This is a genomic window from Oceanirhabdus sp. W0125-5, from assembly GCF_027938815.1.
Lineage (GTDB): Bacteria > Bacillota > Clostridia > Clostridiales > Clostridiaceae > Oceanirhabdus.
The window spans coordinates 2,496,345-2,520,496 of the sequence record NZ_CP115913.1; the positions used below are offsets into that span (position 1 = coordinate 2,496,345).

The 24,152-nt window shown below is 30.1% G+C and carries 19 protein-coding genes, 1 riboswitch and 1 other annotated feature; of the genes, 14 read left to right on the plus strand and 5 right to left on the minus strand.

Translation table 11 applies throughout. The features are described from left to right. Positions 1–30 precede the first annotated feature (30 nt). From OW730_RS11605 to OW730_RS11635, 7 genes are all read left to right on the plus strand, one after another. Entirely contained in the window at positions 31–774 is a 744-nt protein-coding gene (locus tag OW730_RS11605; RefSeq protein ID WP_271229177.1) for a hypothetical protein, read from the plus strand. A 239-nt stretch (positions 775–1,013) separates the two neighbouring features. Further along, the gene (locus OW730_RS11610; protein WP_271229178.1) at positions 1,014–1,526 is read left to right on the plus strand and encodes a hypothetical protein; all 513 of its coding nucleotides are present in this window, start codon (positions 1,014–1,016) and stop codon (positions 1,524–1,526) included. Next, positions 1,478–1,825 carry a hypothetical protein gene (locus OW730_RS11615; RefSeq protein ID WP_271229179.1) on the plus strand — a complete coding sequence of 116 codons (348 nt, stop codon included), beginning with the start codon at positions 1,478–1,480 and terminating at the stop codon, positions 1,823–1,825. The genes OW730_RS11610 and OW730_RS11615 overlap by 49 nt, the downstream gene beginning before the upstream one ends. A gap of 179 nt (positions 1,826–2,004) precedes the next feature. Then, positions 2,005–3,393, plus strand: a complete 1,389-nt coding sequence (gene pepV / locus OW730_RS11620) for a dipeptidase PepV (RefSeq protein ID WP_271229553.1) — start codon at positions 2,005–2,007, stop codon at positions 3,391–3,393. Positions 3,394–3,517: 124 nt separating this feature from the next. Continuing rightward, complete coding sequence (locus OW730_RS11625; protein ID WP_271229180.1) at positions 3,518–4,609, plus strand: dipeptide epimerase; 1,092 nt, start codon at positions 3,518–3,520, stop codon at positions 4,607–4,609. A gap of 14 nt (positions 4,610–4,623) precedes the next feature. Then, positions 4,624–6,732: a HelD family protein gene (locus tag OW730_RS11630; protein WP_271229181.1), complete on the plus strand. Its 2,109-nt coding sequence runs from the start codon at positions 4,624–4,626 to the stop codon at positions 6,730–6,732. Positions 6,733–6,832: 100 nt separating this feature from the next. Then, positions 6,833–7,822 carry a calcium/sodium antiporter gene (locus OW730_RS11635; protein ID WP_271229182.1) on the plus strand — a complete coding sequence of 330 codons (990 nt, stop codon included), beginning with the start codon at positions 6,833–6,835 and terminating at the stop codon, positions 7,820–7,822. A gap of 278 nt (positions 7,823–8,100) precedes the next feature. Here the strand turns inward: OW730_RS11635 and OW730_RS11640 are convergent, their stop codons facing one another. The 4 genes from OW730_RS11640 to OW730_RS11655 form a co-directional block, all read right to left on the minus strand. After that, positions 8,101–8,610: a Gx transporter family protein gene (locus OW730_RS11640; RefSeq protein WP_271229183.1), complete on the minus strand. Its 510-nt coding sequence runs from the start codon at positions 8,608–8,610 to the stop codon at positions 8,101–8,103. 14 nt (positions 8,611–8,624) lie between these two features. Continuing rightward, complete coding sequence (locus OW730_RS11645) at positions 8,625–9,047, minus strand: NusG domain II-containing protein (RefSeq protein WP_271229184.1); 423 nt, start codon at positions 9,045–9,047, stop codon at positions 8,625–8,627. A gap of 217 nt (positions 9,048–9,264) precedes the next feature. Then, a complete protein-coding gene (locus OW730_RS11650) occupies positions 9,265–10,734 on the minus strand; it encodes a Na+/H+ antiporter NhaC family protein (protein WP_271229185.1) in 1,470 nt (489 codons plus the stop codon). A 309-nt stretch (positions 10,735–11,043) separates the two neighbouring features. Beyond that, positions 11,044–12,513 (minus strand): Na+/H+ antiporter NhaC family protein, encoded by a 1,470-nt coding sequence (locus OW730_RS11655; RefSeq protein ID WP_271229186.1) that lies wholly within the window; start codon positions 12,511–12,513, stop codon positions 11,044–11,046. A 166-nt stretch (positions 12,514–12,679) separates the two neighbouring features. Then, a riboswitch (Lysine riboswitch) is annotated at positions 12,680–12,860 on the minus strand. 430 nt (positions 12,861–13,290) lie between these two features. Between OW730_RS11655 and OW730_RS11660 the strand changes: the two genes are divergently transcribed. The 7 genes from OW730_RS11660 to OW730_RS11690 all read left to right on the plus strand — a co-directional run bounded on the left by OW730_RS11660 (position 13,291) and on the right by OW730_RS11690 (position 23,722). Continuing rightward, complete coding sequence (locus OW730_RS11660) at positions 13,291–14,367, plus strand: hypothetical protein (protein WP_271229187.1); 1,077 nt, start codon at positions 13,291–13,293, stop codon at positions 14,365–14,367. A gap of 184 nt (positions 14,368–14,551) precedes the next feature. After that, positions 14,552–14,780: a binding site (T-box leader), on the plus strand. Positions 14,781–15,163: 383 nt separating this feature from the next. Further along, entirely contained in the window at positions 15,164–17,824 is a 2,661-nt protein-coding gene (locus OW730_RS11665; RefSeq protein WP_442945417.1) for a valine--tRNA ligase, read from the plus strand. Between the two features lie 119 nt (positions 17,825–17,943). Then, positions 17,944–18,963: a DUF2804 family protein gene (locus OW730_RS11670; protein ID WP_271229188.1), complete on the plus strand. Its 1,020-nt coding sequence runs from the start codon at positions 17,944–17,946 to the stop codon at positions 18,961–18,963. Between the two features lie 406 nt (positions 18,964–19,369). Further along, positions 19,370–19,933, plus strand: a complete 564-nt coding sequence (locus OW730_RS11675; RefSeq protein WP_333781275.1) for an ECF transporter S component — start codon at positions 19,370–19,372, stop codon at positions 19,931–19,933. A gap of 122 nt (positions 19,934–20,055) precedes the next feature. Next, positions 20,056–21,180, plus strand: a complete 1,125-nt coding sequence (locus OW730_RS11680; protein WP_271229556.1) for a pyridoxal-phosphate-dependent aminotransferase family protein — start codon at positions 20,056–20,058, stop codon at positions 21,178–21,180. 312 nt (positions 21,181–21,492) lie between these two features. Beyond that, positions 21,493–22,797 (plus strand): bifunctional folylpolyglutamate synthase/dihydrofolate synthase, encoded by a 1,305-nt coding sequence (locus OW730_RS11685; RefSeq protein WP_271229189.1) that lies wholly within the window; start codon positions 21,493–21,495, stop codon positions 22,795–22,797. A 172-nt stretch (positions 22,798–22,969) separates the two neighbouring features. Next, the gene (locus OW730_RS11690; RefSeq protein WP_271229190.1) at positions 22,970–23,722 is read left to right on the plus strand and encodes a GNAT family N-acetyltransferase; all 753 of its coding nucleotides are present in this window, start codon (positions 22,970–22,972) and stop codon (positions 23,720–23,722) included. A 148-nt stretch (positions 23,723–23,870) separates the two neighbouring features. Here the strand turns inward: OW730_RS11690 and OW730_RS11695 are convergent, their stop codons facing one another. Then, a complete protein-coding gene (locus tag OW730_RS11695) occupies positions 23,871–24,122 on the minus strand; it encodes a TIGR03905 family TSCPD domain-containing protein (RefSeq protein ID WP_271229191.1) in 252 nt (83 codons plus the stop codon). Positions 24,123–24,152 lie beyond the last annotated feature (30 nt).

The window sequence follows — 24,152 nt, forward strand, 5'->3', positions numbered from 1 at the left end:
ATTAAAAGTAATCTTTTAGGAGAGGATAAGATGTCTAAGAAAAAAAAATGTAAGGAGTCGAAGGAAAAATACAAAATTGAATTATATAAATGTGAATTGATTGAAAAGGGTAAGAAGGGATATACATTTAAGATGCCAGGTGATAATAAATTAATTAAAGTGTTTTTTAAAGAAAAAAGATGTACTAAGATGTATAATGTATTAAATAAGTTGAAGAGTTATGAGGAGTTTCCAAAGGTTTACTATAAGGAAGGTAACTTATTTGTTATGGATGAGATGAAGGGAACACATATCAAAAAGTATATTAAAGCTCATGGAATGACTGATGAGGTGTGTGAAAAATTGCTTTCATTAATCATTTTAATGAAAAAATTGAAATTTTCTAGAATTGATGCAAAACTAAAAAATATATATATTGATGAAAATGGAAAATTAATGGTATTACCGTATAAGAACTCATTTACAAGAAAAATTGATTATCCAATGAATTTATGTAAAGGTCTAAGAAAACTTGGAGTTATTAATGAGTTTCTTGAATACTTAAAGAATAATAAAAAAGAATTCTATGATTTATGGGGAGAAAAAGTTAAAAGACCTGACGGAGCAGCTTATAAAAAGTATAAAGAAAAGAAACCTGTTATTTCAGAGAAGGAAAAAGAAAATAATGAATTAAAAATAATTGAGTTTAAAGAAACTTTTGATTATGATGGCTATGTTGAAATAAGATTTGATAAATATAACGATATCGAATTTATTCCATTCAGTTTTAGTTGAAGTTACTGAAAATTAAATATATGAAAAATAGAAGGTACAAATAGAATAAAATATAAAAATATACTTGAAAAAGGGGTAGTATTATAAAATACTACCCTTTTTGATATTTTGAATCAATTTTCTGACAAATGAAATCAATATGTGATGTTTTAAACGAAATTATGTTGAATTTAATACCATATATCGTTATAATTTCATTATATATAAAAGATATACAATAACTTATTTGGAGGTAAATTATGGGGCAAAAGGACTTTGTATCAAAAATGATGTCAATTGAAAAGAAGGAGTTAACACAAGAAGATGTTCTAAAAGAAGCAGGTTCAAATATACTTGTTGCAGGATTAATTGATATATTATTTGGTATTGCAGCATATTGCAATTTGTTAAGTTTAATAAAGACTTTAAGATTTGGTGAACTTTTTTACACTGGATCATTAACAGCGCAGCGTTACATAAGTCAAACTATGGGTGGTAGATATATATCACAAGAATTTATAGATAAAATTACATTTGACATAATGGTTGTTCCTTTAGGAATTCTTATTGTAGGTGGAGTAGTAGTTTATTATCATTGTTCATTAGCTAAAAAAGTAAACTTTCTTACGCCAGGAGAAATACTTGTTGGAACGAAAGTTAATGATTATAAAGAAAAAAACTGGGAAAATCCTCATTATACCAATAGAAGTGGTTTGTATTTAATATGTATTATGAGCTTTTTAGTATTAACTATTTTTTTGAAGGAACTTTAGGTGCAGATAATGTTTATTCTATAGTACAGATAGGAATTAAGTATTTGATTTTTTTACTTTCAATATTGGGATTAGTTGCCTTTGGAAAAGGTGAGTTGAATGGTGGGTATCTATTTATTTTAAGTTATGTAATTGGATTTGTTCAAAGCTCTAGATTGGGTAGAAAAATTGTATTTACATCAGGTTTAAGTCATTCTCCCGAAGCAAATTTATCAAAAATTTATTTAGGTATGATAGTTATTGCAATTGTTGCACTTCACATAACTTATAAAAATAAAGAAAAAGTGATTAAAATGTGATATATAAAAGTAAATTTTAGACCTAAAATGTTAATATTTTAGGTCTAAATTTATTTTATTAAAAGGATTGTTTATGAAATTAATCTGTTAAGTTATTGAATTGCCAGAAGGGAAAGATTATACTATAATTATCCGTGATTGGAAGGGTTTATAGTAGGAAAATGAAAGGAGCAAAAGTTATGAGCATTAATGAACATATAGAAAGAATGAAGGATGAAATTATTAATTCTACAGTAGAATTAGTTAAGATTAAAAGTCTTGAGGGAGAAGCAAGTGAAGGAAAACCTTTTGGTGAAGGTCCATATCTTGCACTTGAAAAGGCTTTAGAGATAAGTGAAAAACTTGGTTTCAAGACAAAGAATCTTGATGGATACGTTGGATATGCAGAATATGGTGAAGGTGATGAGTATGTTGCTGCTTTAGGTCATCTAGATGTTGTTCCAGAAGGAGATGGATGGAATTACGACCCTTATGGAGGGGAGATTGTTGACGGAAAGATTTATGGAAGGGGAACTACTGACGATAAAGGACCTATAGTTGCTGCATTATATGGAGTAAAGGCAATAATGGATGAAGGTCTTTCATTAAGTAAGAAGATAAGAATTATCTTTGGAACTAATGAAGAAACAGGAAGTAAAGAGTTAGAATATTATTTAGAGAGAGAAAAACCTCCAGTAGCTGGATTTACTCCAGATGCGGATTATCCACTTATTAATGGTGAAAAAGGTATTACTATTTTTGATTTAATTAAGAAATTTGATGAACAAAAAGGTGATGTAATTCTTAAAGAACTTTATGGAGGGCAAGCAGCTAACATGGTTCCTGATAAATGTGAAGCTGTAATAGGTTGTGTTCAGTCAGAAGAAATAATAAATAATTTAAATGAATTTGTTAAGAGAACAGGATATGATATTAAAGGAGAAATTTGTGAAGGTGGAATAAAGCTTACTTGCATAGGAGAATCAGCTCATGGAAGTACACCAGAGCTTGGATTTAATTCAATAATGGCCTTAATGAACTTCTTAGGAGAAATTAAATTTTCAAGTAATGAAATAAATGAATATATAACATTTATGAATAATAAGATTGGAATGAATCTTCATGGAGAAGATTTTGGATGTTATTTAGAAGACGAGGTTTCAGGAAAATTATCATTTAATGTTGGAGTTATTAAACTAGAGAATTCAGAGATTAAAATGATTCTTAACCTTAGATATCCAGTAACTAAAACATTAGATGATATGTTGAACCCAGTTAAGGAGACTATTAAAGGTACAGGTATTGATCTAGAGAACTTTGTTCATCAAGAGCCATTATATTATCCAGCTGACCATCCTTTGGTTAGAAGTCTTCAAGAAGTTTATGAAGAAGAGACTGGAAATAGAGCTGAATTGATTTCAATTGGTGGGGGGACGTATGCTAAGGAGATGCCTAATATTTTAGCGTTTGGTCCACAATTCCCAGGTGAACCAGATACGATTCATAAACCTAATGAGTACATTACAATAGATAATTTAATTAAGAATGCTAAAATATATTCAAATGCGTTATACAAGCTAGCAAAATAGAAAAATCATATATATCTTTATAAATTAAAGTAGATATGTTAATATAAAGGGATAGAAAAATAAATTCTTACAATTAAAGTGTAAGAATTTATTTGTTTTTAAAAAAGTTATGAGAGGTAACATTATGAGAATAACAGATATAAAAGTAGGAAAGATTGATCTTCCTTTAAAGAGAACGTATAAAAGAGCTCAGCGGATTATTGAAACTCCAGAAGAAATAGTGGTAAAAGTAATTACTGATGATGGAGAAATTGGTATTGGTAGTGCAGCTACAACATCTCAAATTACTGGAGATACTGAAGATTCAATTCTAGGTGCATTAAAATTGATAAAGCCTAAAATTATTGGAATGGAAACTGATGATACTGAAGGAATTTTCAAAGCAATAGATAAAACAATAGTGAATAATAGCGCAGCAAAAGCAGCCTTAGATATGGCTGTTTACGATTTGTTTGGAAAAAAGTATGGGATCCCTTTATATAAGTTTTTTGGTGGATATAGAGATGAAATTGAAACTGATATAACTATTAACTTTGGTACTGTTGAAGAGATGGTAACAAGTGCCTTAGATGCAATGATGAAAGGTTATACACACTTGAAAATAAAAGTTGGTAAAGATTCAGAAATTGCCCTTGAACGATTAAATGCATTAAAGAAAGCTGTTAGAAAAGGAATTACTTTAAGAATAGATGCTGATCAGGGATGGAGACCTAAAGAGGCGGTAAGAACTATTAGAAAGATGGAAGATATGGGATTAGATATTGATTTTGTAGAACAACCTGTAAAAGCATGGGATTATGATGGATTAAAATATGTTACAGATAATGTTGAAACAGAAATTCTTGCAGATGAGTCTGTTCAAGGTGCTCCAGATGCATTAAAAATTATCCAAACAAGAGGCGCAGACTTAATTAATATCAAACTAATGAAATGCGGTGGATTTAATAATGCTATAAAGATAATAAACATGGCTGAAATCGTTGGTATAAAGTGTATGATGGGATGTATGCTTGAAAGTAAAATTGGTATAACAGCAGCTGCTTCCTTAGCTGTAGCTAGAAGAAATATGATTAAAGCAGACCTTGATACAATGCTAATGTTTAAAGAAGATTCCATTGTAGGTGGAGTAAATATAGATAAAAAAATTATCAAAGTATCTAATGATCCAGGTCTTGGAATTCATGAAGTTAATGGATGGAATGAGATAATTTTATAATCAGAGGTGATTTAGTGAATAATATAAAAGATAGTGATATTATGAAACAGATTGAGTTTGAATTAGAAGAAAAACATGTTGAAGAAGTAATACATACTATTAAAGATGAAATTTTAAAGTATGTAGATAAAAGAAAACAGTTCACAGATTATCTTCTTGAATATAGAAAAAAAGCTATTGAAGAATATAAAGATGATGAAGATAAGATAATTGAGTATTTTGATCATGAGAGATTCATAAAAGAAGAAGCGTATAAGAGTTTTGATAGAAAACTTATTGAATTAACAAAATTGAAAGTAAGTCCTTATTTTGGGAGTGTTGAATTTAAAGAAGATAAATTCGCTCCTGAAAAAATGTATATTGGAAGATTTGGGTTAACTCTTGAAGATGAATATGAACCTATTGTTGTTGATTGGAGAGCGCCAATAGCTAGTTTATTTTATAAAGGTAAAATAGGAAAAAGTTCCTTTGAGGCGCCTGATGGAAAGATAGAGGTAGATATTCTTAAAAGAAATCAGTATGTTATAAAAAGTGGAGAACTTAAAGGTCTTTTTTCCAGTGAAAAAGATGTAAAAGATGAAATACTTCAAGAAATTTTATGTAGTAATACTTCAGAAAAGCTTAAAGACATAATTATGAGTATTCAGGAAGAACAAGATGAGATTATTAGACTTCCATATAATAAAAGCAGTATTGTAGATGGCGTTGCTGGTTCTGGAAAGACAACTATTGCACTTCATAGAATTGCATATATACTTTATAATTATAGAAAACAATTAGAAGATAAAGTATTAATATTTGGACCAAATATGATTTTCATGGACTATATTTCTAATGTTTTACCTGAGTTGGGAGAAACTGGAGTTCCGCAGGACACTTTCCATGAATTTGTGATAAAAGCTTTAAAATTAAAGAGTGTAAATTCTTATGATATATTCTTAAGTAGCATATTTCATAATGATGATGAATTTATAAATGATTATAAGTTTAAGAATAGTGCAGAATTTAAATGTAAATTAGATAATATAATTAAAGATCTGGAAAATAATTTATTAGCTACTGAAGATATTGTTTTTAGAGATAGGTTAGTAGCATCAAAAGAAGAAATAAATGAAATGTTCTTAGAATATTATAAATCTATGCCTCTATATAGAAGAAGTAGAAAAATTAGAAGGATTCTATTCAATAAACTTACATCGATTAGAAATGAAATTTTCTATGAAATAGACAGAGAATATAAGGAAGAATTAAATAAATTATCTGATAGCGAAAGAAATATTCAAGAAAATAATATTGCTTTAAATAGAAGAATGAAGATTGAAGAACTTATTAGAAATGTAATGAAGGCTAAAGATGAACTTGCTTATTTAAAAGGTGAAAATATTCTTAAATATTATGATGAAATTAACAATGAAAAAGATTTAAACCATCAAGATTTAGCACCAATCATGTATTTAGAGTTAAAATTAAATGGTATAAGACATGATGGAGAAATAAAACATATAGTTATTGATGAGGCTCAAGATTGGACCAATTTACAATTAGAGGTAATTAAAGAATATACTAAATGTAATAATTTCACAATAGTTGGAGATTGCAATCAAAGTATGCTTCCAATGGATAGGGAAAATGTTTTAAATAATTTTGAGAGTATATTAGATAATAATATTTTAAAATTTAAGTTAAATAAAAGTTATAGATCAACTAAAGAAATAATGGAATATGCTAATGAATTAGTAGTAAATACGGATATAGTACCTTTAGTAAGAAGTGGCGAAAAGGTCAAAGTTGAAGAAAAAGTTAAAGTTGAAAATCTTGCTCAAAAAATTGAAGAATTTTACAATAAAAGTAAAGAGAAAGGTTATGAAACAAGTGCAGTTATTTGTAATAGCATAGCCTTTTCGAAAGAAATTAAAAATAAGCTTTCTAAGGAATTAGATGTTAAACTTATAGATAGTGAAGAAGTATATTTAAATAAAGGAAATATTATAATTCCAGTTTGCTATGGTAAAGGACTTGAATTTGATGCTGTAATGATGATTACTGAAGAATTTGATACTCCGAAAGCTCAGTATGTTATGGCAACAAGAGCACTTCATGAATTAACACATTTGAAATTATAATTATTTTTGATAATTTTTTTTAGATTAAAAGTAGCACTAATTAGAAATACTAATATTAAGGTGCTATTTTTATCTGTCATTATAGAGGAGGACAAACTTCATGAATTATTTATTATTGATATTAGGATTTATACTATTAATAAAAGGAGCTGATATACTTGTTGATGGTGCTTCAAGTATAGCCAAAATTTTAAAGGTACCTTCAATTATAATTGGTCTAACAATAGTAGCATTTGGGACAAGTGCTCCAGAATTGGCAGTAAGTATTAAATCAGCACTTTCAGGATCTCCAGATATTGCAACAGGTAATATTGCTGGATCAAGTATATTTAATCTTTTGTTAGTTGTTGGTATCACTGCTTTAATAAAAAAAATAGAAGTAGAAAAATCTGTTTTGGTTAAAGATTTCCCATTTTTAATTTTAATTACTTTTGGAGTTATGGTATTATGTGGGGATGTATTCTTTTCAGGAGCTGATATAAATATACTTACAAGAGGCGATGGACTTGTTTTAATAAGTTTTTTCTCTATTTTCATGTTTTATTTAGTTGGTGGTGCACTAAGTGCTAGAAATAAAGCTTTAGAAGAAGCAGCAGCAGCATTAGATGCAGGAATGGTAGTTGATGAAAAGGAAGAAAAAAGTACAATATTAAAGTATATATTCATGGTTATTCTAGGCCTTGTTGGAGTTGTTTTAGGTGGTGACTGGGTTGTAGAAAGTTCAAGAGAAATAGCTTTATCTTTAGGAATGAGTGAAACTCTAGTAGGATTAACAATAGTAGCTATGGGAACTTCACTACCAGAATTGGTTACATCATTAGTAGCAGCTAAAAAAGGTGAAAGTGATATGGTAATTGGTAATATTATTGGATCTAATGTATTTAACTTATTATTAGTATTAGGTGTTACATCATCAATATCACCAATTGTTATTAATGGAAATCTAATAGTAGACATGCTGTATTTGTTAGTAGTATCAATAATAACTTATTTAATTATGAGTTATAGAAAAATTCTTAATAGAAGCGAAGGAGTAGTATTTACGCTTCTTTATGTAGCATATGCAGTGTTTATAATAATAAGAAACTAGGGCTTAAAAACATAATTGAAAATTTAAAGTTGAAAGTGGAAAACGAAGGATGGTTCTGACTAAGGTCAGAACCTACATTTTATTGTTCTTTAGAACAAAAGGGTTTTACTTATTTTATCTTTAGATAAAATATTGTACTTAAAATACAATGTTTTATCAAAGATGAAACGAGTAAAACCCTCTTGTTTTTAATCAATAAGATGTAGTTTCTGTGCATACAGAAACATCCTACATTATACATTTTACATTATCCATTATACATTTCTTTAAACTGGTTTTCAAAAAGTAAACAGTCTTAATTTTTTAAAGTGTTTTAATAAATACATTGTAGTGCATCCTATGAAAAAACCTGTGAATAAGGCGATAGCTGTGTGTAATGGAAGATAGTAAAAAAAGCCTAGTGTTCCAAACATGAATGAAGCAACAAATAGTTGACCTACAGAATGAAAGACTGCTCCAACACAACTAACACCAATAGGTGATACTTTGTCTTTAAATAAGCTTTTCACTATTAGCATGAATGTAAAGCTAGTTAATGCACCACTTAAGCTATATATCATAGTTTGAAGATTAGTTAATATAATAGCTGATAAAAATATTCTTAGTAAAATTATCATAAGCGTTTCTTTAGGAGTAAATATGTATAATGAAAGTACAGTTATAATATTAGCAAGTCCTAATTTTGCTCCAGGGGGCATAAATGGTGTAGGAATAGCTGATTCTACTATAAAAAGAATCATTGCTTGAGCCACTAACATACTTAACAATACATATTTTTTTGTTTTCATATAGTTTCACCACCTTATTCAGAGATAAAATCAATTTCATCGTCATCATCATGATTATGCTCTGAATCATTATCTGTAGTAGAATCTTCTTCGTCAATAATCTTAATAAGCATTTTATTTGGTAAGCAAGCTATAACTCTATTTTCCTTTTTTATAGGCTTGGATCTTACACAAACTTGATCGGGGCAATCTGCATGAGACACAGATATTCCATCAGTTGTTACTAAAAGGGTATTATGGCCATGGTCAGTTTCCATTTCAAAAGGCTTATTAAAATTTCTTGGATCACTAATATTTATTTTTTTAACAACTTCATTATCTATTAAAACTTCAGCATAAACATTTTTAGATAACCCAGTTGAAGTTCTTAAAAATATATATGGTGTAAAAGAGATTCCAATTAGTAATGCTATTAATATGTAATCCAACTTTTTCATAAAAAACCTTCTTTCATCATTAAGGAACATTAAAGAATAAATTGAATTAAGTTATTCTTTAATGTTCCTTAGGAGATAAGAAAATTATAATATAAATGATAAGCTATTTCAACGTCTGAAATTCTTAATATAAGAAAAACAGTAAAAACAATATAGTTTACTTTGTCAACAAACAAAGGATAAACCGAATGGTTTATCCTTTGCTTAGAATATTATATTATTTTTTTAGTTTTACATCTGGTTCAGAAGGTAATCTGAATAATGGTATGAATCTATCTAAACCTGTAAGTGTTAAGAATAAAATTGAGAATACAGCGATAAATGCCATATAGTTGTGTAGAATAATATCTTTAACATCAAATGATGCTAAAGGATATACAGCAGTTACAATTCCTATGAAATATAACATATATCCATGCCAAGGAATTAATTGAGAACCAAAAACACCTAGAGCATCAGAGAATGTTGCATTTCTTAAACGTAGCTTATACATGTCTTCTTCGCTACCTTCTACGTTCTCATCAACTAAATTTTTAGTAATTGGTCCTATTGTAACAATTTGAGCCATTTCATCAGCTAATAGAGCATTACCAGCAATAGATAAGAATCCATTCCAGAACATTAACTGACGTACATTTCTAGAAATCCAAAGAACAAATCTTGCTAAAGGTTCAAATGCTTTCATTTTTGCCATTATACCACCAAAGGCACCTATCCACATCATCATTATAATTACCCAAGAACCAGCTTCTGCAAATCCACCTGTTACTAGTCCCATGAATGATGAGAAATCTGCTACAGTACCAGCAAACATACCAAATATCATTGAAGAAATAATACCCGCTCCTAAACAAATAAGAGTTTGATATCCTCTTACAGCAAGTACAAGTACTATGATTAATGGAATAACCATGTAGATTGGTACTCCATCTTTTACTTGATTTAATAATGCAACTGCAGACGCTCTTTTTTCTCCAAGTATTGTCCACACATCTTGTGGAATGGAATTTATAGCTTCAGTTGCACTACCCACAATAGTTGGTAATCCCTTAATTACACTTACAAAATAAAATGCAACTGCACTTAACGCTAAACAAAGTACAGACCAAACACCTTGATGTTTAATTCTATGTATAACTTCAACTTTTTGAATACCTGAACTAACTACAGTTGTATCAGAGATTAGTCCTATGTTATCTCCAAAGCATGCTCCACCAGCAATAGCTGCTGTTGTTAAAATTATGTCTCCACCAACAATATGATTTAACCATAAAAAAATTGGTGCACAAGCAGCAAAGGTTCCCCAGCTTGTACCTGTTGCGACTGATAGAACAGCAGTAATTAGAAAACCAGTAACAGCTATTGTTCTTCCAGTAAGACCTAGGTTTAAAGAAATGTTTATAATTGAAGCTCCAACCCCAGATGACATGAATACCTCAGCCATTGCATAAGCAGCCATAAGTATAAAGAACACAATTTGCATTTCTTTAACATTATCTACAGCAGAATCTAATAATGTTTTGAAAGAAAGTTTTTCTGTTATCATTGCTAATATAATTGCATATAACGTTGATAACGTAGCAGATAATATTGCATCTTCTGTTGTTTTAATTAAATACATTAATAAAAATACAGGTGTAAGTTTTAAAATTGCTACTATTGGATTTGTTTGCTTTTGTAACCCCATAAATATTCCTCCCTATATTGTTAAAAATTTAACCAATAAGATTATAATAATTTTTTTGGTTTGTCTGATAACAAAAAACCGTTTGAAATTATCAAACGACCAGAATCAAACAAACTAATTATTACAAGACAAAATATACCACAAACATGCATGGATGTCAAACAATATTAAATATTCTGACTAATTATGATAAAATAAGTAGAAAAAGTATGATTATAGAAACGGTTTGATGGGGATTTATCAAAAAAATCTTATGTAAATAAAAAAACAGATAAACTAATTGGCTTATCTGTTTTGTAGTTTAATAAATTATTTTTTTAGCTTTACTGCAGGTTCAGATGGTAATTTAAATAATGGTATAAATTTATCTAAACCAGTAAGAGTCAGTATTAATATTGAAATAACTGCAATTATAGCCATATAATTATGAGTTATGATTTCCCAAACATTGAATTTGTATAAAGGATAAACTGCAGAAGCAATACCAATGTAGAATGTCATATAAACATGCCACGGAATCAATTGAGAGCCAAATACACCAAGTGCATCTGAGAAAGTGGCATTTCTAAGACGAAGCTTATACATATCTTCTTCGCTACCTTCAACATTTTCATCTACTAAATTTTTAGTTATTGGACCTATTGTAACAATTTGAGCCATTTCATCAGCTAATAAAGCATTACCAGCAATTGATAAACATCCATTCCAGAACATAAGTTGTCTAACATTTCTAGATAATATTAGAACTAATTTAGCTAATGGATCAAAGGCTTTCATCTTAGCCATAATACCACCGAAAGCTCCTACCCACATCATCATAATGATTACCCAAGAACCAGCATCAGCAAATCCGCTGCTTACTAGTCCCATAAATGAACTTAAATCTGAAACAGTACCAGCAAACATTCCAAGTATCATAGAAGATATGATACCAGTTCCTAAACAAATAAGAGTCTGATATCCTTTAATAGCAAGTATCAATACTAAGATTAAAGGAATTATCATAAAGAATGGAACACCATCTTTTACTTGATTTAATAAATCTACCGCAGATGCTCTTTTTTCTCCTAATACAGTCCAAACATCTTGTGGAATTGCATTTATTGCATCAGAGGCATTACCAACAATTGTAGGTAATCCTTTAATAACACTTACAATATAAAATATGATTCCAGTTGTAATCAAACATAATAATGACCATACACCTTGATGCTTAATTCTATGAATTACTTCTACCTTTTGTATACCAGAACTTACAACAGTAGTATCTGATATTAAACCAATATTATCACCAAAGCATGCACCACCAGCTATAGCTGCAGTAGTTAAAACAATATCTCCACCCACAATATGGTTTAGCCATAAGAATATTGGTGCACATGCAGCGAATGTTCCCCAGCTTGTACCTGTTGCAACTGAAAGAATTGATGTTATAAAGAATCCAGTAACTGCAACAGTTCTTCCTGTTAATCCTAGATTTAATGACAAGTTAATAATTGAAGCACCTACTCCTGTAGACATGAATGCAGCTGCCATTGCATAAGCTGCCATTAAAATAAAAAATACTAATTGCATTTCTTTAACATTATCTACTGCAGAATCTAAAAGTGTTTTAAAATTTAGCTTTTCAGTTATCATTGCAATAATCGCTGCATAAATAGTAGCTATTGCAGCTGAAATAATTGCATCTTCTGTTGTCATTATTAAGTACATTAAAACTAAAACTGGCGATAGTTTTAATATTGAAATTATCGGATTGTTCTTTTCTTGTAAAACCATAATTTTTCCTCCTAAGTTTTCCTATGTTTTTTAAAATAATTAAAAACATTTAATATAATATATGAATAATTTCGAAATTTACGAGTGCTTGAAAAATAAAAAACGCCTGAAAAGAATTCAGACGTGTAGTATCATATAGACGTACCTTGTCCCTCCTTTTTGCCCTATGTGAGATAGCACTCCAACAAGATACCGGGCGTACCTTGTTGACAGTCCTGTACCTGTTCGATACAGACCCAGCCTCAAGTTTTGGTTCTTAAGACTTCGGCATTGGCTCCTTTTTTTATAGATCACTGGCTTCCGACCTTACTATAAATACTAATAGACAATGCGCCTCTACCTCACCTGTGAGAGATGAGGTAATTATTTAATTTTTATAAAACATAATATATCATAGTTCGACAATGTTGTCAAAATTAAATTGTAGTCATGTTTAATCTTGGCTATGTTTAAAGAGGATGTTGAAATTAATACTTATATTAAATGTAATTTTTTTGAAATTAAAATGAAACTTTTGTATAATTAGATATATCAAGCAATTACATTACAAAATATTTGTTTATGCAGTAAGAAAAATTTAGACATAACAACTAAACTAATAGTAATATATTATGACATACAGATGTCATAATTAATTTGTTAATATGGAACATAGATATAATTTTATAGTAGTTGACAGGATTGAATTTTGTTTTTTATAGGAGAGATATTTCTCATATTATGTGTATATTGAATAGAAGCGTTAATAAAAGCCTCTGAAAAAGGATGTGTATGATTATGGATAATATTTACTGGATACAGGAATGGGCAAAAGTAAGGCAGAAGGAGGTTGTACGATTACCTGATAACGTTGAGGTACATGAGAACTTTTTAAAGTATATGTCAAAGGAAGAGTTCGATTCTGCATTTAAAGAAGTATGGAATATGTTTACAAATATATATGGTGATATTGCTGAATTCCCGAAAAACTTTGGAATGCCTTTGAATAAATTACTGGAATATAAGTATTCTACTAAAGAGGCGAGAGTGTCTAGACGTGCAGCATATCGTCCACTTAAGCTCCTATATTATCTTTTGATTGCTGGAGATTTGCATAATGGAACTATTATTGTAGATGTAAATGAATTTAAAGCAATAAATGATGTGAAAAAAACTCCTATAATTTTTGAAAGGCTTAATGATTATGGTTTTTATTTTGATGGTTTAAAGAATTACAAAATTGCAAGTGAAATCATCCATATAATATATCCTGATAATGCACAGGTTTTAACTGTACTGAAATCAATGGCGGATAAGGCTCATATAACAAACCGAGTTAATGATTTTCTAAGTTGTCATTATAAATTGTTTGAAGATGATATGAATACTGTAAATTATGGACATGGTGCAGATATAATTGCTGACAAAATGCATACAAATCAGGAAAAAGAATTCGTTTATGCAATGGATGCTGTGCTTAGTGAAATGGGTTATTATGTCGGGTCTAGAGAATCAAACGAAGGGCCTGGTTATGCTTACTATAGTAAGGAAAGCCAAATAAGAAAAAAAGGTCCCTATCATTACTTATTGTCATCGAATAAAACAAAACTTCTTTTGTATCTTCGTATTAGAAATGTATCAAAATGTATAGATTATTTAAAAGAGTGCCCAGACTCTGTTAAGCAAATTTTTTTATGGAGTGATAAGGGATGCTCGAATCGTAAAAAAGGTACATGTAAATATGGTCAAGAGTATGCAATAAATGGGAATACCTACTGGAGATGTGGTTGTTTCAATGCACCTTTTTATTTTAGTCCAATAATAAAGGATATTCCACATTATATAAAATTAGTTGAATTAGGTCTAAAAAAATAGAGTGTATATATTTACATGATATAATTTATTACGCAATTATCATATGTTATCACTTAACTGATAATCATGTAATCAGTTAAGTCATCCTTAGTTCTTCTTTTTTCTCTATTATTTGTTCTTTGTATCAATATATTCTTGACAATATGGATTTTTATATTATAATTATATAAATATAAGAGAATATTTAAATGCAGTGAAAAAGAGGAGTAAACACAGGAAACAAACAGAGAGAAAAACTTATTAGCTGAAAGGTTTTTTATGAGGTATTGTGTTGAAGGTAGCTTTGGAGCAGTTTTATTGAAACATAATTTATGTGTGTAGGTAAAATCGGTAGACATACCGTTAATTTAATGAGAGCTTATTCAATTATTTGAGTAGGAATTAAGGTGGTATCGCGCGTTGTCGTCCTTTTTGGATGGCAGCGCTTTTTTATTTTAAAATTAGAATTATGTGCAATATAGAAACATTATGACATAAAACATAACTGAACAGTTGAAAATGGAAAGTGGAAAACGATGGAGGTTTTGCTCTGCAAAACTACATATTATTGGTCTTTAGAAGAATAGGGGTTTGCTCATTTTATCTTTAGATAAAATATTGTAATTTAGAATACAAGGTTTCATCACGATGAAACGAGTAAATTATTCTTTTTAGAAGAACAATATGATTATAATTTCTCGAAGAGAAATATCCTATGTTTTCAACTTTCAATTTTCCATTTTCAACTTGCTTTTCTAAAGCACAATAGTTTCTTATTATGAATTAATAAGTTAGTAAAGTTACTCTATCATAAAAAATGGAAGGAGATATGGATATGAATCAAGAAGTTAAGTTAGCTAAAAATTATGATCCAAAAGAATTTGAAGATCGTCTTTATAAATGGTGGGAAGAAGAGGGGTTTTTTACTCCTAAGGTAGATAAGGATAAGAAGCCTTATTCAATTATGATGCCACCACCAAATATCACTGGGCAATTACACTTAGGTCATGCTCTTGATAATACATTACAAGATATCTTAATAAGAACTAAGAGAATGCAAGGGTATAGTACATTATGGCTACCAGGAGAGGACCATGCAAGTATTGCTACTGAGGTAAGAGTAGAGAAAGCAATAATTGAAGAGGGATTAGATAAGAAAGAAATGGGAAGAGAAGCTTTCCTTGAGAGAGTTTGGCAATGGACTGATCAATATAGAAATAGAATCAGAACTCAATTAAAGAAGGTTGGGGTTTCAGCAGACTTTACAAGAGAAGCTTTCACAATGGATGAGAACTTAAGTAAAGCAGTAAGAAAAGTTTTTGTTAAGCTTTATGAAGAAGGGCTTATATACCAAGGAAACAGAATAACAAACTGGTGTCCAAATTGTATGACAGCTATTTCAGATGCTGAGATTGAGCATGAAGAGCATGAAGGTCACTTCTGGCATATTAAATATCCAGTAAAGGATTCTGATGTAACATTAGAGATAGCGACTACAAGACCTGAAACATTACTTGGAGATACAGCAGTTGCTGTTAACCCAGCTGATGAAAGATATGGTCATTTAGTTGGAAAGACTCTAATACTTCCTTTAGTAGGTAGAGAGATTCCTATAGTTGCTGATGATTATGTTGATTTAGAGTTCGGTACAGGTGCAGTTAAAATAACTCCAGCACATGACCCTAATGACTTCCAAGTTGGTAAGAGACATAATCTTCCTGAGATTATAGTAATGAATGAAGATGGAACAATCGCTGAAGGATATGGAAGATACAGCGGAATGGATAGATATGAAGCTAGAAAGGCAATGGTTGCTGATTTAGAAGAGCAAGGATTACTTGTTAAAGTTAAGGACCACAGCCATAATGTTGGAACTCATGACAGATGTAAAACTGTTATAGAACCAATGATATCAAAACAATGGTATGTAAAAATGGATACACTTGCTGAACCAGCAAGAAAGGCTGTAAGAGAAAAACAAACTAAGTTTGTACCTGAAAGATTCGAAAAGACTTACTTTAACTGGATGGATAACATACAAGATTGGTGTATATCTAGACAGTTATGGTGGGGACACAGAATTCCAGTTTGGTACTGTAAGGACTGTGATGAAATAATAGTTTCTATGGAGGATCCAACTCATTGCTCTAAGTGTAATAGTGAAAATATTGAGCAAGATAAGGATGTTTTAGATACTTGGTTCTCATCAGCATTATGGCCATTCTCAACATTAGGTTGGCCTGATAAGACAGAAGACCTTGATTACTTCTACCCAACAAGTACATTAGTTACAGGGTATGATATCATATTCTTCTGGGTTGCTAGAATGATATTCTCAGGAATTCATAATATGGGAGACGTACCTTTTGATAATGTTCTTATACACGGTATAGTAAGAGCTAGTGATGGAAGAAAGATGTCTAAGTCATTAGATAATGGAGTAGATCCACTTGAAGTTATCGAAAAGTATGGAGCAGATGCTCTTAGATTCTCTTTAACTACAGGAAATGCACCTGGAAATGATATTAGATACTACGAAGAGAGAGTAGAATCGGCAAGAAACTTTGCAAATAAGATTTGGAATGCTTCAAGATTTGTTATGATGAACCTTGATAAGGAAATCATGAACAAATATAAAGATAGTAAGAATTACACAATTGCTGATAAGTGGATCTTATCTAGAATGAATGACGTTGTAAAAGAAGTAACTGAAAACATCGAGAAGTTTGAATTAGGAATAGCAACACAGAAGGTTTATGAATTTATGTGGAATGAGTTCTGTGACTGGTACATTGAACTTGTTAAACCTGTATTCTTCAGTGATGATGAGGAAGCTAAAGGAGTTGCATACAACGTACTGTATACTGTATTAACTACAGGTCTTAAACTTCTTCACCCTGTAATGCCTTATATTACAGAGGAGATATTCTTAAATCTTGAAACTGGAGATAAGAGTATCACAATTTCTAGCTGGCCAGAGTTCTGTGAAGAGTTAAAGAATGAGCAGGTTGAGAAAGAAATGGCACTTGTAATAGAAGCGATTAAGTCTATCAGAAACGTTAGAGCTGAAATGAACGTACCTAACTCAAGAAAAGCTAAGTTATTTATTCTTGCAACTGAAGGTGCTGAGGCGTTTGAAGGTGGAAAAATTTACTTCGAGAAACTTGCATCTGCTAGTGAGGTTATCTTAATAAATGCTAAGGAAGAAGCACCAGAAAATGCAGTAGCTGCTGTTACTAAAGGAGCAGAAATCTTTATGCCAATCCTTGATCTTGTTGATGTTGAAAAAGAGATTGAGAGATTGAACAAAGAAAAAGAAAAGCTTGCAAAAGAAATAGAGAGAGTTGAGAAGAAACTTTCAAATGAAAGATTTGTTAGCAAAGCTCCAGAAGCAGTTGTTAATGAAGAGAAAGAAAAAGAAAAGAAATATAGAGAGATGTACGCATCTGTTATTGAAAGAATAGAAAGTTTACAATAATAATTATAAGGGCAAATTCTTAATTGAATTTGCCCTTTTTACAATGATAAAACTTAAAATCACCTTAAATGGGATTATATTTAATAGAGCCATAATATAAATAAAAAGAGGTGATTTTTTTGAAAGAAAATAAAATTAAATCATTAGTTGATGAAAAGGGAATATTTAATTTCGGTACCTATAATTATCCTTTAGAGAACATAAATATCATGGATTGTGTTAAACCTTTTAGAACATGGAGACCAAATAAATTTAATTATCTAAGGTTAAAAGAATGGGAAGCATTTCAAGGGGGGAATGATAGGTTCTTTATATTAGGGGCGGTGTATAACATAAAATTAATGACCATGAATATCATTGTAATATATGATAGACTTAAAGATAAAATTTATGAATATAGAGAAAAATCTCTTCGTGGTAAGCTGAAAATAGGGAAGGGAATGATAAGCAGTAGTACAGAATGCAGACTGAAAAAAACATTCATCAGATTTATCAATAAGTTAGAATGTGGAGAAGTAAATGTTAAATGTTTCTCTAAAGGAGATAAAACAAAGCCTGATATTGATATTGAAATCACAGGAAATCATATAATTGATCCAAATGTGATATGTCATCCCTTTGATAATAACAGAGCTTTATATTCACATAAAGAAATTATGACTATGAAAGGGAAAATGGTTATTGGAAATGAGACTATATTCTTTAATCAAGAAAATGCTTTTTTGATAATTGACGAACATAAAGGTTTTTATCCATTTAAAATGAAATATGATTGGGTGACTGGATATGGATATGGAGAAAATAGAGAACTAATAGGATTTAATTTTACTGACAATCAAATACGTGAACCTCATAAATATAACGAAAATTGCTTATGGAACTGTAAAAAATATAACCTGCCTAAGATAAGAGTTACACATGTGAATGAAAACTTATGGAATATCAATGATGAAGAAGGTAAAGTTGATTTAGAGTTTAATATTATAAATAAATATAAATTAAAATTTAATTATGGAATTGTCGCTAGTGATTACGAAGCTCCTTTTGGGGTATTTAACGGTAAAATTCATACGGATGATGGGATATTTATTATGGAAGATTTCTTTGGTATGGGAGAGAAAAAGAGGTTGAAGTTATAACTTGTGAGTAAGATATGAAAATATAGTGGACAATGGACAATTTAAAGGAAATGTATAATGGATAATGTAGAATGTATAATGAACGACATTTCTCTTCGAGAAATTTAAATCCTATTGTTTTTAGGCAATAGGATTTTTTTGTTTTATTTAAACTACAATATTTTATCTTAGATAAAATGAGTAATCTATCTTTCTCTAAAGAACAATAAAATGTAGTTTCTGACGAATGTCAGAAACATCCATCATTTTACATTATCAATTATACATTCTACATTATGTTTTTAGAGTGTACCCGTACATTTGAAATTAACTGAATTATCCATATAATAGATAGTAAGAAGATTAATACAAAAGCGCGGATGTATTTTTTATTTTAAGAAAATAAAATATTGTGGAGGGGTTAGATATGCAAAATACTTCAAATAATGTAACAAAGAAAACTTCTACTGCGAAAGAAGTTGCATTAATGGGGCTTTTAATAGCTATTGTTTTTGTGGCTACAAAATTTATCAACATTCCTGGTATTACAGAAGGGGGATTATTTCACTTTGGAAATGTTGCTCACTTTACTATCGCAATAATATTTGGTAAGAGAAGAGGAGCTTTATCAGGAGCTATGGGTATGGCACTATTTGATATACTAAGTCCATGGATTGTATGGGCACCATTCACTTTTATCATAAGACTTTTAATGGGTGGAATTATCGGTCACGTTGCTTATATGAATGACAAAAGAGGTCGTAATTTTGCTTATAATATAGCAGGTATAGTAATTGCTACTGTAATCATGATTGTTGGATACTATATTGCAGAAGGAATATTATATGGAAACTGGATAGCGCCAGTACAGTCTATTATGCCTAATGTAATGCAGTGTGTTGTTGGAGCAGCTATTGCTTTACCATTCTCAACTGTTTTAGCTAATGCAATGAAAGCTAGAGGAGTTCAAGTTGAAAGTATCGAATTTTAAAATATTAATAAGCAACACATGTATTGGTAACAATACGTGTGTTGCTTATTCTCAAATATAATTACTTTAAAATTTAACTTTGAGTTTAGTTGTTTATAAAGGAGATGTGGAAGGTGAAAAAGATGATTATGACACCAGGCCCAACTTTTATACATGAAGATGTAAGAAGGGCTATGGCAAAGGAGATTACAAATCCAGATTTGGATTTAGAATTCTATGAATTGTATAAAGATACTTGTGATGGATTAAAACAAATTCTTAATACTAAAGAAGATGTAATAATTCTCTCAGGGGAAGGAATACTTGGACTCGAAGCGGCATGTGCTTCACTGATAGAAGAAGGAGATAAAGTTCTTTGTATTGAAAACGGTATCTTTGGTGAAGGATTTGGTGATTTTGTTGAGATATATGGTGGAGAAGTTACATATTTTAAAGGGGATAGGAGAAAAGGATTAGAGTATCACTTGATAGAGGAATTTTTAAAAGAAAACAATAACTTTAAAGTAGCAACATTAGTGCATTGTGAAACACCATCAGGTATAACAAACAATATTGAAGATATTTGTAAATTACTTAATTCATATGGAATCATAACAGTTGTAGATGCAGTATCAAGTATTGGTGGAGAAAAAATTAATGTTGATGAATGGAAAATAGATATTGCCCTTGGTGGGTCTCAAAAATGTTTATCTGCACCACCAGGATTGACATTTATGAGTGTAAGTGAAAGAGCTTATGAAGTAATGAAAACAAGAAAAAGTAAGATTAGAGGATTTTATTTGAATTTATTGATTTGGCAAGGGTGGTATGAGAATAAATGGTTCCCATATACTCAGCCAATAAGTGATATATATGCGCTAAATGAGGCTGTTAACAGAATGGTAAATGATAAAGAAAGAATAAACAGACATAAAACAATTGCAGAAGCTTGTAGAGAGAGCTTAGAAATGGCAGGATTAGAATTATTTACAAATGATAGCCATTCAAATACTGTTACAACGGTTGTTTTACCTGATAAAATTAATTTTAGTGAATTCAATAAAATAATGTTGGAAGAACATAATGTGATGATTGCTGGAGCTTTTGGATTCTTAAAAGATAAGGTGTTCAGGATCGGCCATATGGGAGAAAATTGTAGAGTGGGAAGAATGGTTGAAACACTCAAAGCCTTAAATGAAACGTTTAATAAATTAGGAGTACATCTTAATGAAGATTTACATGTGGCTTTTTTAAAAAATTTAAAGTAGAACTTTAAAATATAATGGATAATGTATAATGGAGAATGATTGACATTTCACTTTGTGAAATTTTAATTTTATTGTTCTTAAACAATAATAGTTTACGTATTTAATTAACATGAAATATTGTAATTAAAACACAATATTTTATCTTAGATAAAATGAGTAAAATTTCTTTGTTATAGAGAGCCGTAAGATGTAGTTTCTGTGTAAGTAGAAACATCCATCATTCTCCATTCTAAATTCTCAATTATCCATTTGTTTTTAGCACGCTATGCGTGCTGTTTTTATTTATGATATAATATGTCAGAGGTGATGAATATGAATTATAGTGAAGCTATGGAGTTTTTAAACAGTTCATCCAAATTTGGGTGGAAACTAGGGTTAGAAAGAATTACTAAGATGCTTGAATTATTAGGGAATCCTCATAAAGGATTAAAGTTTATACATATTGCGGGAACAAATGGAAAAGGATCAACTACAGCTATGATATCTAGTGTACTTATGGAAGCAGGATATAAGACAGGGATGTATACTTCACCATTTATTGAAACATTCGGAGAGCGAATACAGGTAGATGGGAAAAATATCACAGAAGATAAAATTGCAGAATATATGTTAAAGATAAAAAATGTAAGTAAACATATGAGTGAATATGATTTAGGTGAAATTACATATTTTGAAATTGTAACAGCTATTGGATTTTTATATTTTAAGGATATGAAAATTGATATTGGAGTAATAGAAGTAGGATTAGGTGGAAGATTTGATGCAACTAATGTTATTGATCCCATTCTGACAATAATAACATCTATAAGTTATGATCATACACACATATTAGGAAATTCTCTAAGTGAGATTGCTTTTGAAAAAGCAGGGATAATAAAGGAGGGTGTTCCTCTTGTGTTGTATCCAGTTGTAGAAGAAGCGTATAATACAATAAAGAAAGTAGCTAATGAGAAGAATGCAGACATCCTATACCTAGATAGTAACATGGCAAGAGTAGAGGCAATATTAAAAAGTAAGAAGAAAGAAAATGCAATTCAATTATTAACTATAAAAAGTAACAATAAAGAAATTAAGATAAAACTTCCTTTAGTAGGAGCCCATCAAGTGATGAACTGTTTAGTGGCTGTAAATGCCTTATTCAAGCTAAATGAGCAAGGGATAGTAGTTACTGAGGAAAATATAGTAAAAGGTATAGAGAAGGTAAAATGGCCTGGTAGAATGGAGCTTATGATTAAGGAACCGAGATTCTTAATTGATGGAGCACATAATATAGATGCTATAAGGTATCTAAAAGAAAACTTAAAAAGTTATTATGAATATAAAAAACTATATATATTAGTTGGTATACTCAGTGATAAGGATATTGATGAGATGATTAAGATAATTTCCTGTGAAGGAGATGAGGTTATTACCCTTACACCAAATAATATAAGAGCTGAGAATAGTCAGGAGTTAAGTAAAAAAATAGCTCAGTATAACCCAAATGTGAAATCTATGGATAACTATAGAGAAGCAATTGAATATGTTATGGGTAAAGCTGGAGATAAAGATTTAATTCTTGCTTGTGGATCCCTGTATTTAATTGGAGAATTAAGAGGAATACTGAAAACAATTTAAAAAAGTTTTGTGAAAGGTTCTGACATATGTCGGAACCTTTATTAATTAGTCCAATAAACATCTCTTAATAAAGTGATAAGATTGCCTTTTGTGTAAAATAATAGTAAAATTAAAGAAGTTCTTAAATATATTAATATGAATAATTATGATTTAGGATTACAAGGGGGATATTATGTATACAAAAAATGAGATACTTAATATAGTCAAAAGACAATTGGCACTTGATTACAATTGTCAACTTTTAGACTTTGAAAAAGAAGGAAATACAATTACTGAAAATAAACTATTAGAGGGCAGGCGTATCAATGAAAGTGATGGTTGTTTCCTGAAAATCATTAGCATAGGGGGAAGGGCAATAATTTGTGCTGATGAAAAAATAAGACCCTGGCTTGAGGAAAAGATTTTAAAGCAAAATGCTAGCTGGTTATTTGACTATGGCAAGCTTAGAGCTATTGATAATAAATTAAGAGATTTTGGTCATGAAATTGATGAGATGCCGCACTTTTATTTACCTAATCCTGTTACTTGTGAAGTAAAACCAATCACTACAATAAAATGGTTTGAAAAGGAAGAAATATTACAATTTAAGGGTGATAGTAGATTTGAACAAGCTTTTGTATTTGATGAGACGTGTCCGGATGTTCTTGGAGTTGCAGCTATTGAAGGTGACAGTATAGTGGGAATGGCAGGGGCCAGTGAAGATAGTAATACATTATATCAAATAGGGATTGATGTGGTACCTGAATATAGAGGGAGAGGTATTGGTACAAATTTAGTTGCATTATTAAAACAAGAACTACTTAAACGTGGAAAGGTGCCTTTTTACGGAACCTCAGTGTCTCATATAATTTCTAAAAATATTGCTATTAGTGCAGGTTTTTTCCCAGCATGGGCAGAAGTGTATTCAAGAGAAGTAGAGGATTAAATTCAATAATAGAGTAGTATATATTATAAAAGGAGTAAGATTGTATTGTTTATATATTTAACTATACAATTTTACTCCTTTTATTTGAATGGCTCTTTTTATTTACATAAATTTCAGTATTTCTTTTTAAACAAACTTAAAGTGATAATTAAACATTAACTAAAACTAATTCTTCAATAGCTATAGCCAGCTGGTCTGGACAAGAAGTGCTTTTTCTTCCGCATGTTATACCTTTTAGACGATTAACAGCTTCTTCAGGAGTAAGACCCTCAACTAAAGTTGATATCCCAATTAAATTACCAGGACATCCTCCGATAAATTCAACATTTGTTAATTTACCTTCATTAATTTGAAAATTTATGTTTTTTGCACATACACCCTTTGTAGAAAAATTATACATAACTAACCTCCAAAATATCAATATGAAATA

Excerpts from the sequence above, each read along its gene's own strand:
- OW730_RS11665 (WP_442945417.1), top strand. The coding sequence starts at position 15,164 with ATGGAAGGAGATATGGATATGAATCAAGAAGTTAAGTTAGCTAAAAAT.
- OW730_RS11680 (WP_271229556.1), top strand. The coding sequence starts at position 20,056 with ATGATTATGACACCAGGCCCAACTTTTATACATGAAGATGTAAGAAGG.
- OW730_RS11645 (WP_271229184.1), bottom strand. The coding sequence starts at position 9,047 with ATGAAAAAGTTGGATTACATATTAATAGCATTACTAATTGGAATCTCT.
- OW730_RS11640 (WP_271229183.1), bottom strand. The coding sequence starts at position 8,610 with ATGAAAACAAAAAAATATGTATTGTTAAGTATGTTAGTGGCTCAAGCA.
- OW730_RS11655 (WP_271229186.1), bottom strand. The coding sequence starts at position 12,513 with ATGGTTTTACAAGAAAAGAACAATCCGATAATTTCAATATTAAAACTA.
- OW730_RS11685 (WP_271229189.1), top strand. The coding sequence starts at position 21,493 with ATGAATTATAGTGAAGCTATGGAGTTTTTAAACAGTTCATCCAAATTT.
- OW730_RS11695 (WP_271229191.1), bottom strand. The coding sequence starts at position 24,122 with ATGTATAATTTTTCTACAAAGGGTGTATGTGCAAAAAACATAAATTTT.
- OW730_RS11635 (WP_271229182.1), top strand. The coding sequence starts at position 6,833 with ATGAATTATTTATTATTGATATTAGGATTTATACTATTAATAAAAGGA.
- OW730_RS11690 (WP_271229190.1), top strand. The coding sequence starts at position 22,970 with ATGTATACAAAAAATGAGATACTTAATATAGTCAAAAGACAATTGGCA.
- OW730_RS11675 (WP_333781275.1), top strand. The coding sequence starts at position 19,370 with ATGCAAAATACTTCAAATAATGTAACAAAGAAAACTTCTACTGCGAAA.
- OW730_RS11660 (WP_271229187.1), top strand. The coding sequence starts at position 13,291 with ATGGATAATATTTACTGGATACAGGAATGGGCAAAAGTAAGGCAGAAG.
- OW730_RS11610 (WP_271229178.1), top strand. The coding sequence starts at position 1,014 with ATGGGGCAAAAGGACTTTGTATCAAAAATGATGTCAATTGAAAAGAAG.
- OW730_RS11605 (WP_271229177.1), top strand. The coding sequence starts at position 31 with ATGTCTAAGAAAAAAAAATGTAAGGAGTCGAAGGAAAAATACAAAATT.
- OW730_RS11650 (WP_271229185.1), bottom strand. The coding sequence starts at position 10,734 with ATGGGGTTACAAAAGCAAACAAATCCAATAGTAGCAATTTTAAAACTT.
- pepV (WP_271229553.1), top strand. The coding sequence starts at position 2,005 with ATGAGCATTAATGAACATATAGAAAGAATGAAGGATGAAATTATTAAT.
- OW730_RS11625 (WP_271229180.1), top strand. The coding sequence starts at position 3,518 with ATGAGAATAACAGATATAAAAGTAGGAAAGATTGATCTTCCTTTAAAG.
- OW730_RS11615 (WP_271229179.1), top strand. The coding sequence starts at position 1,478 with ATGTATTATGAGCTTTTTAGTATTAACTATTTTTTTGAAGGAACTTTA.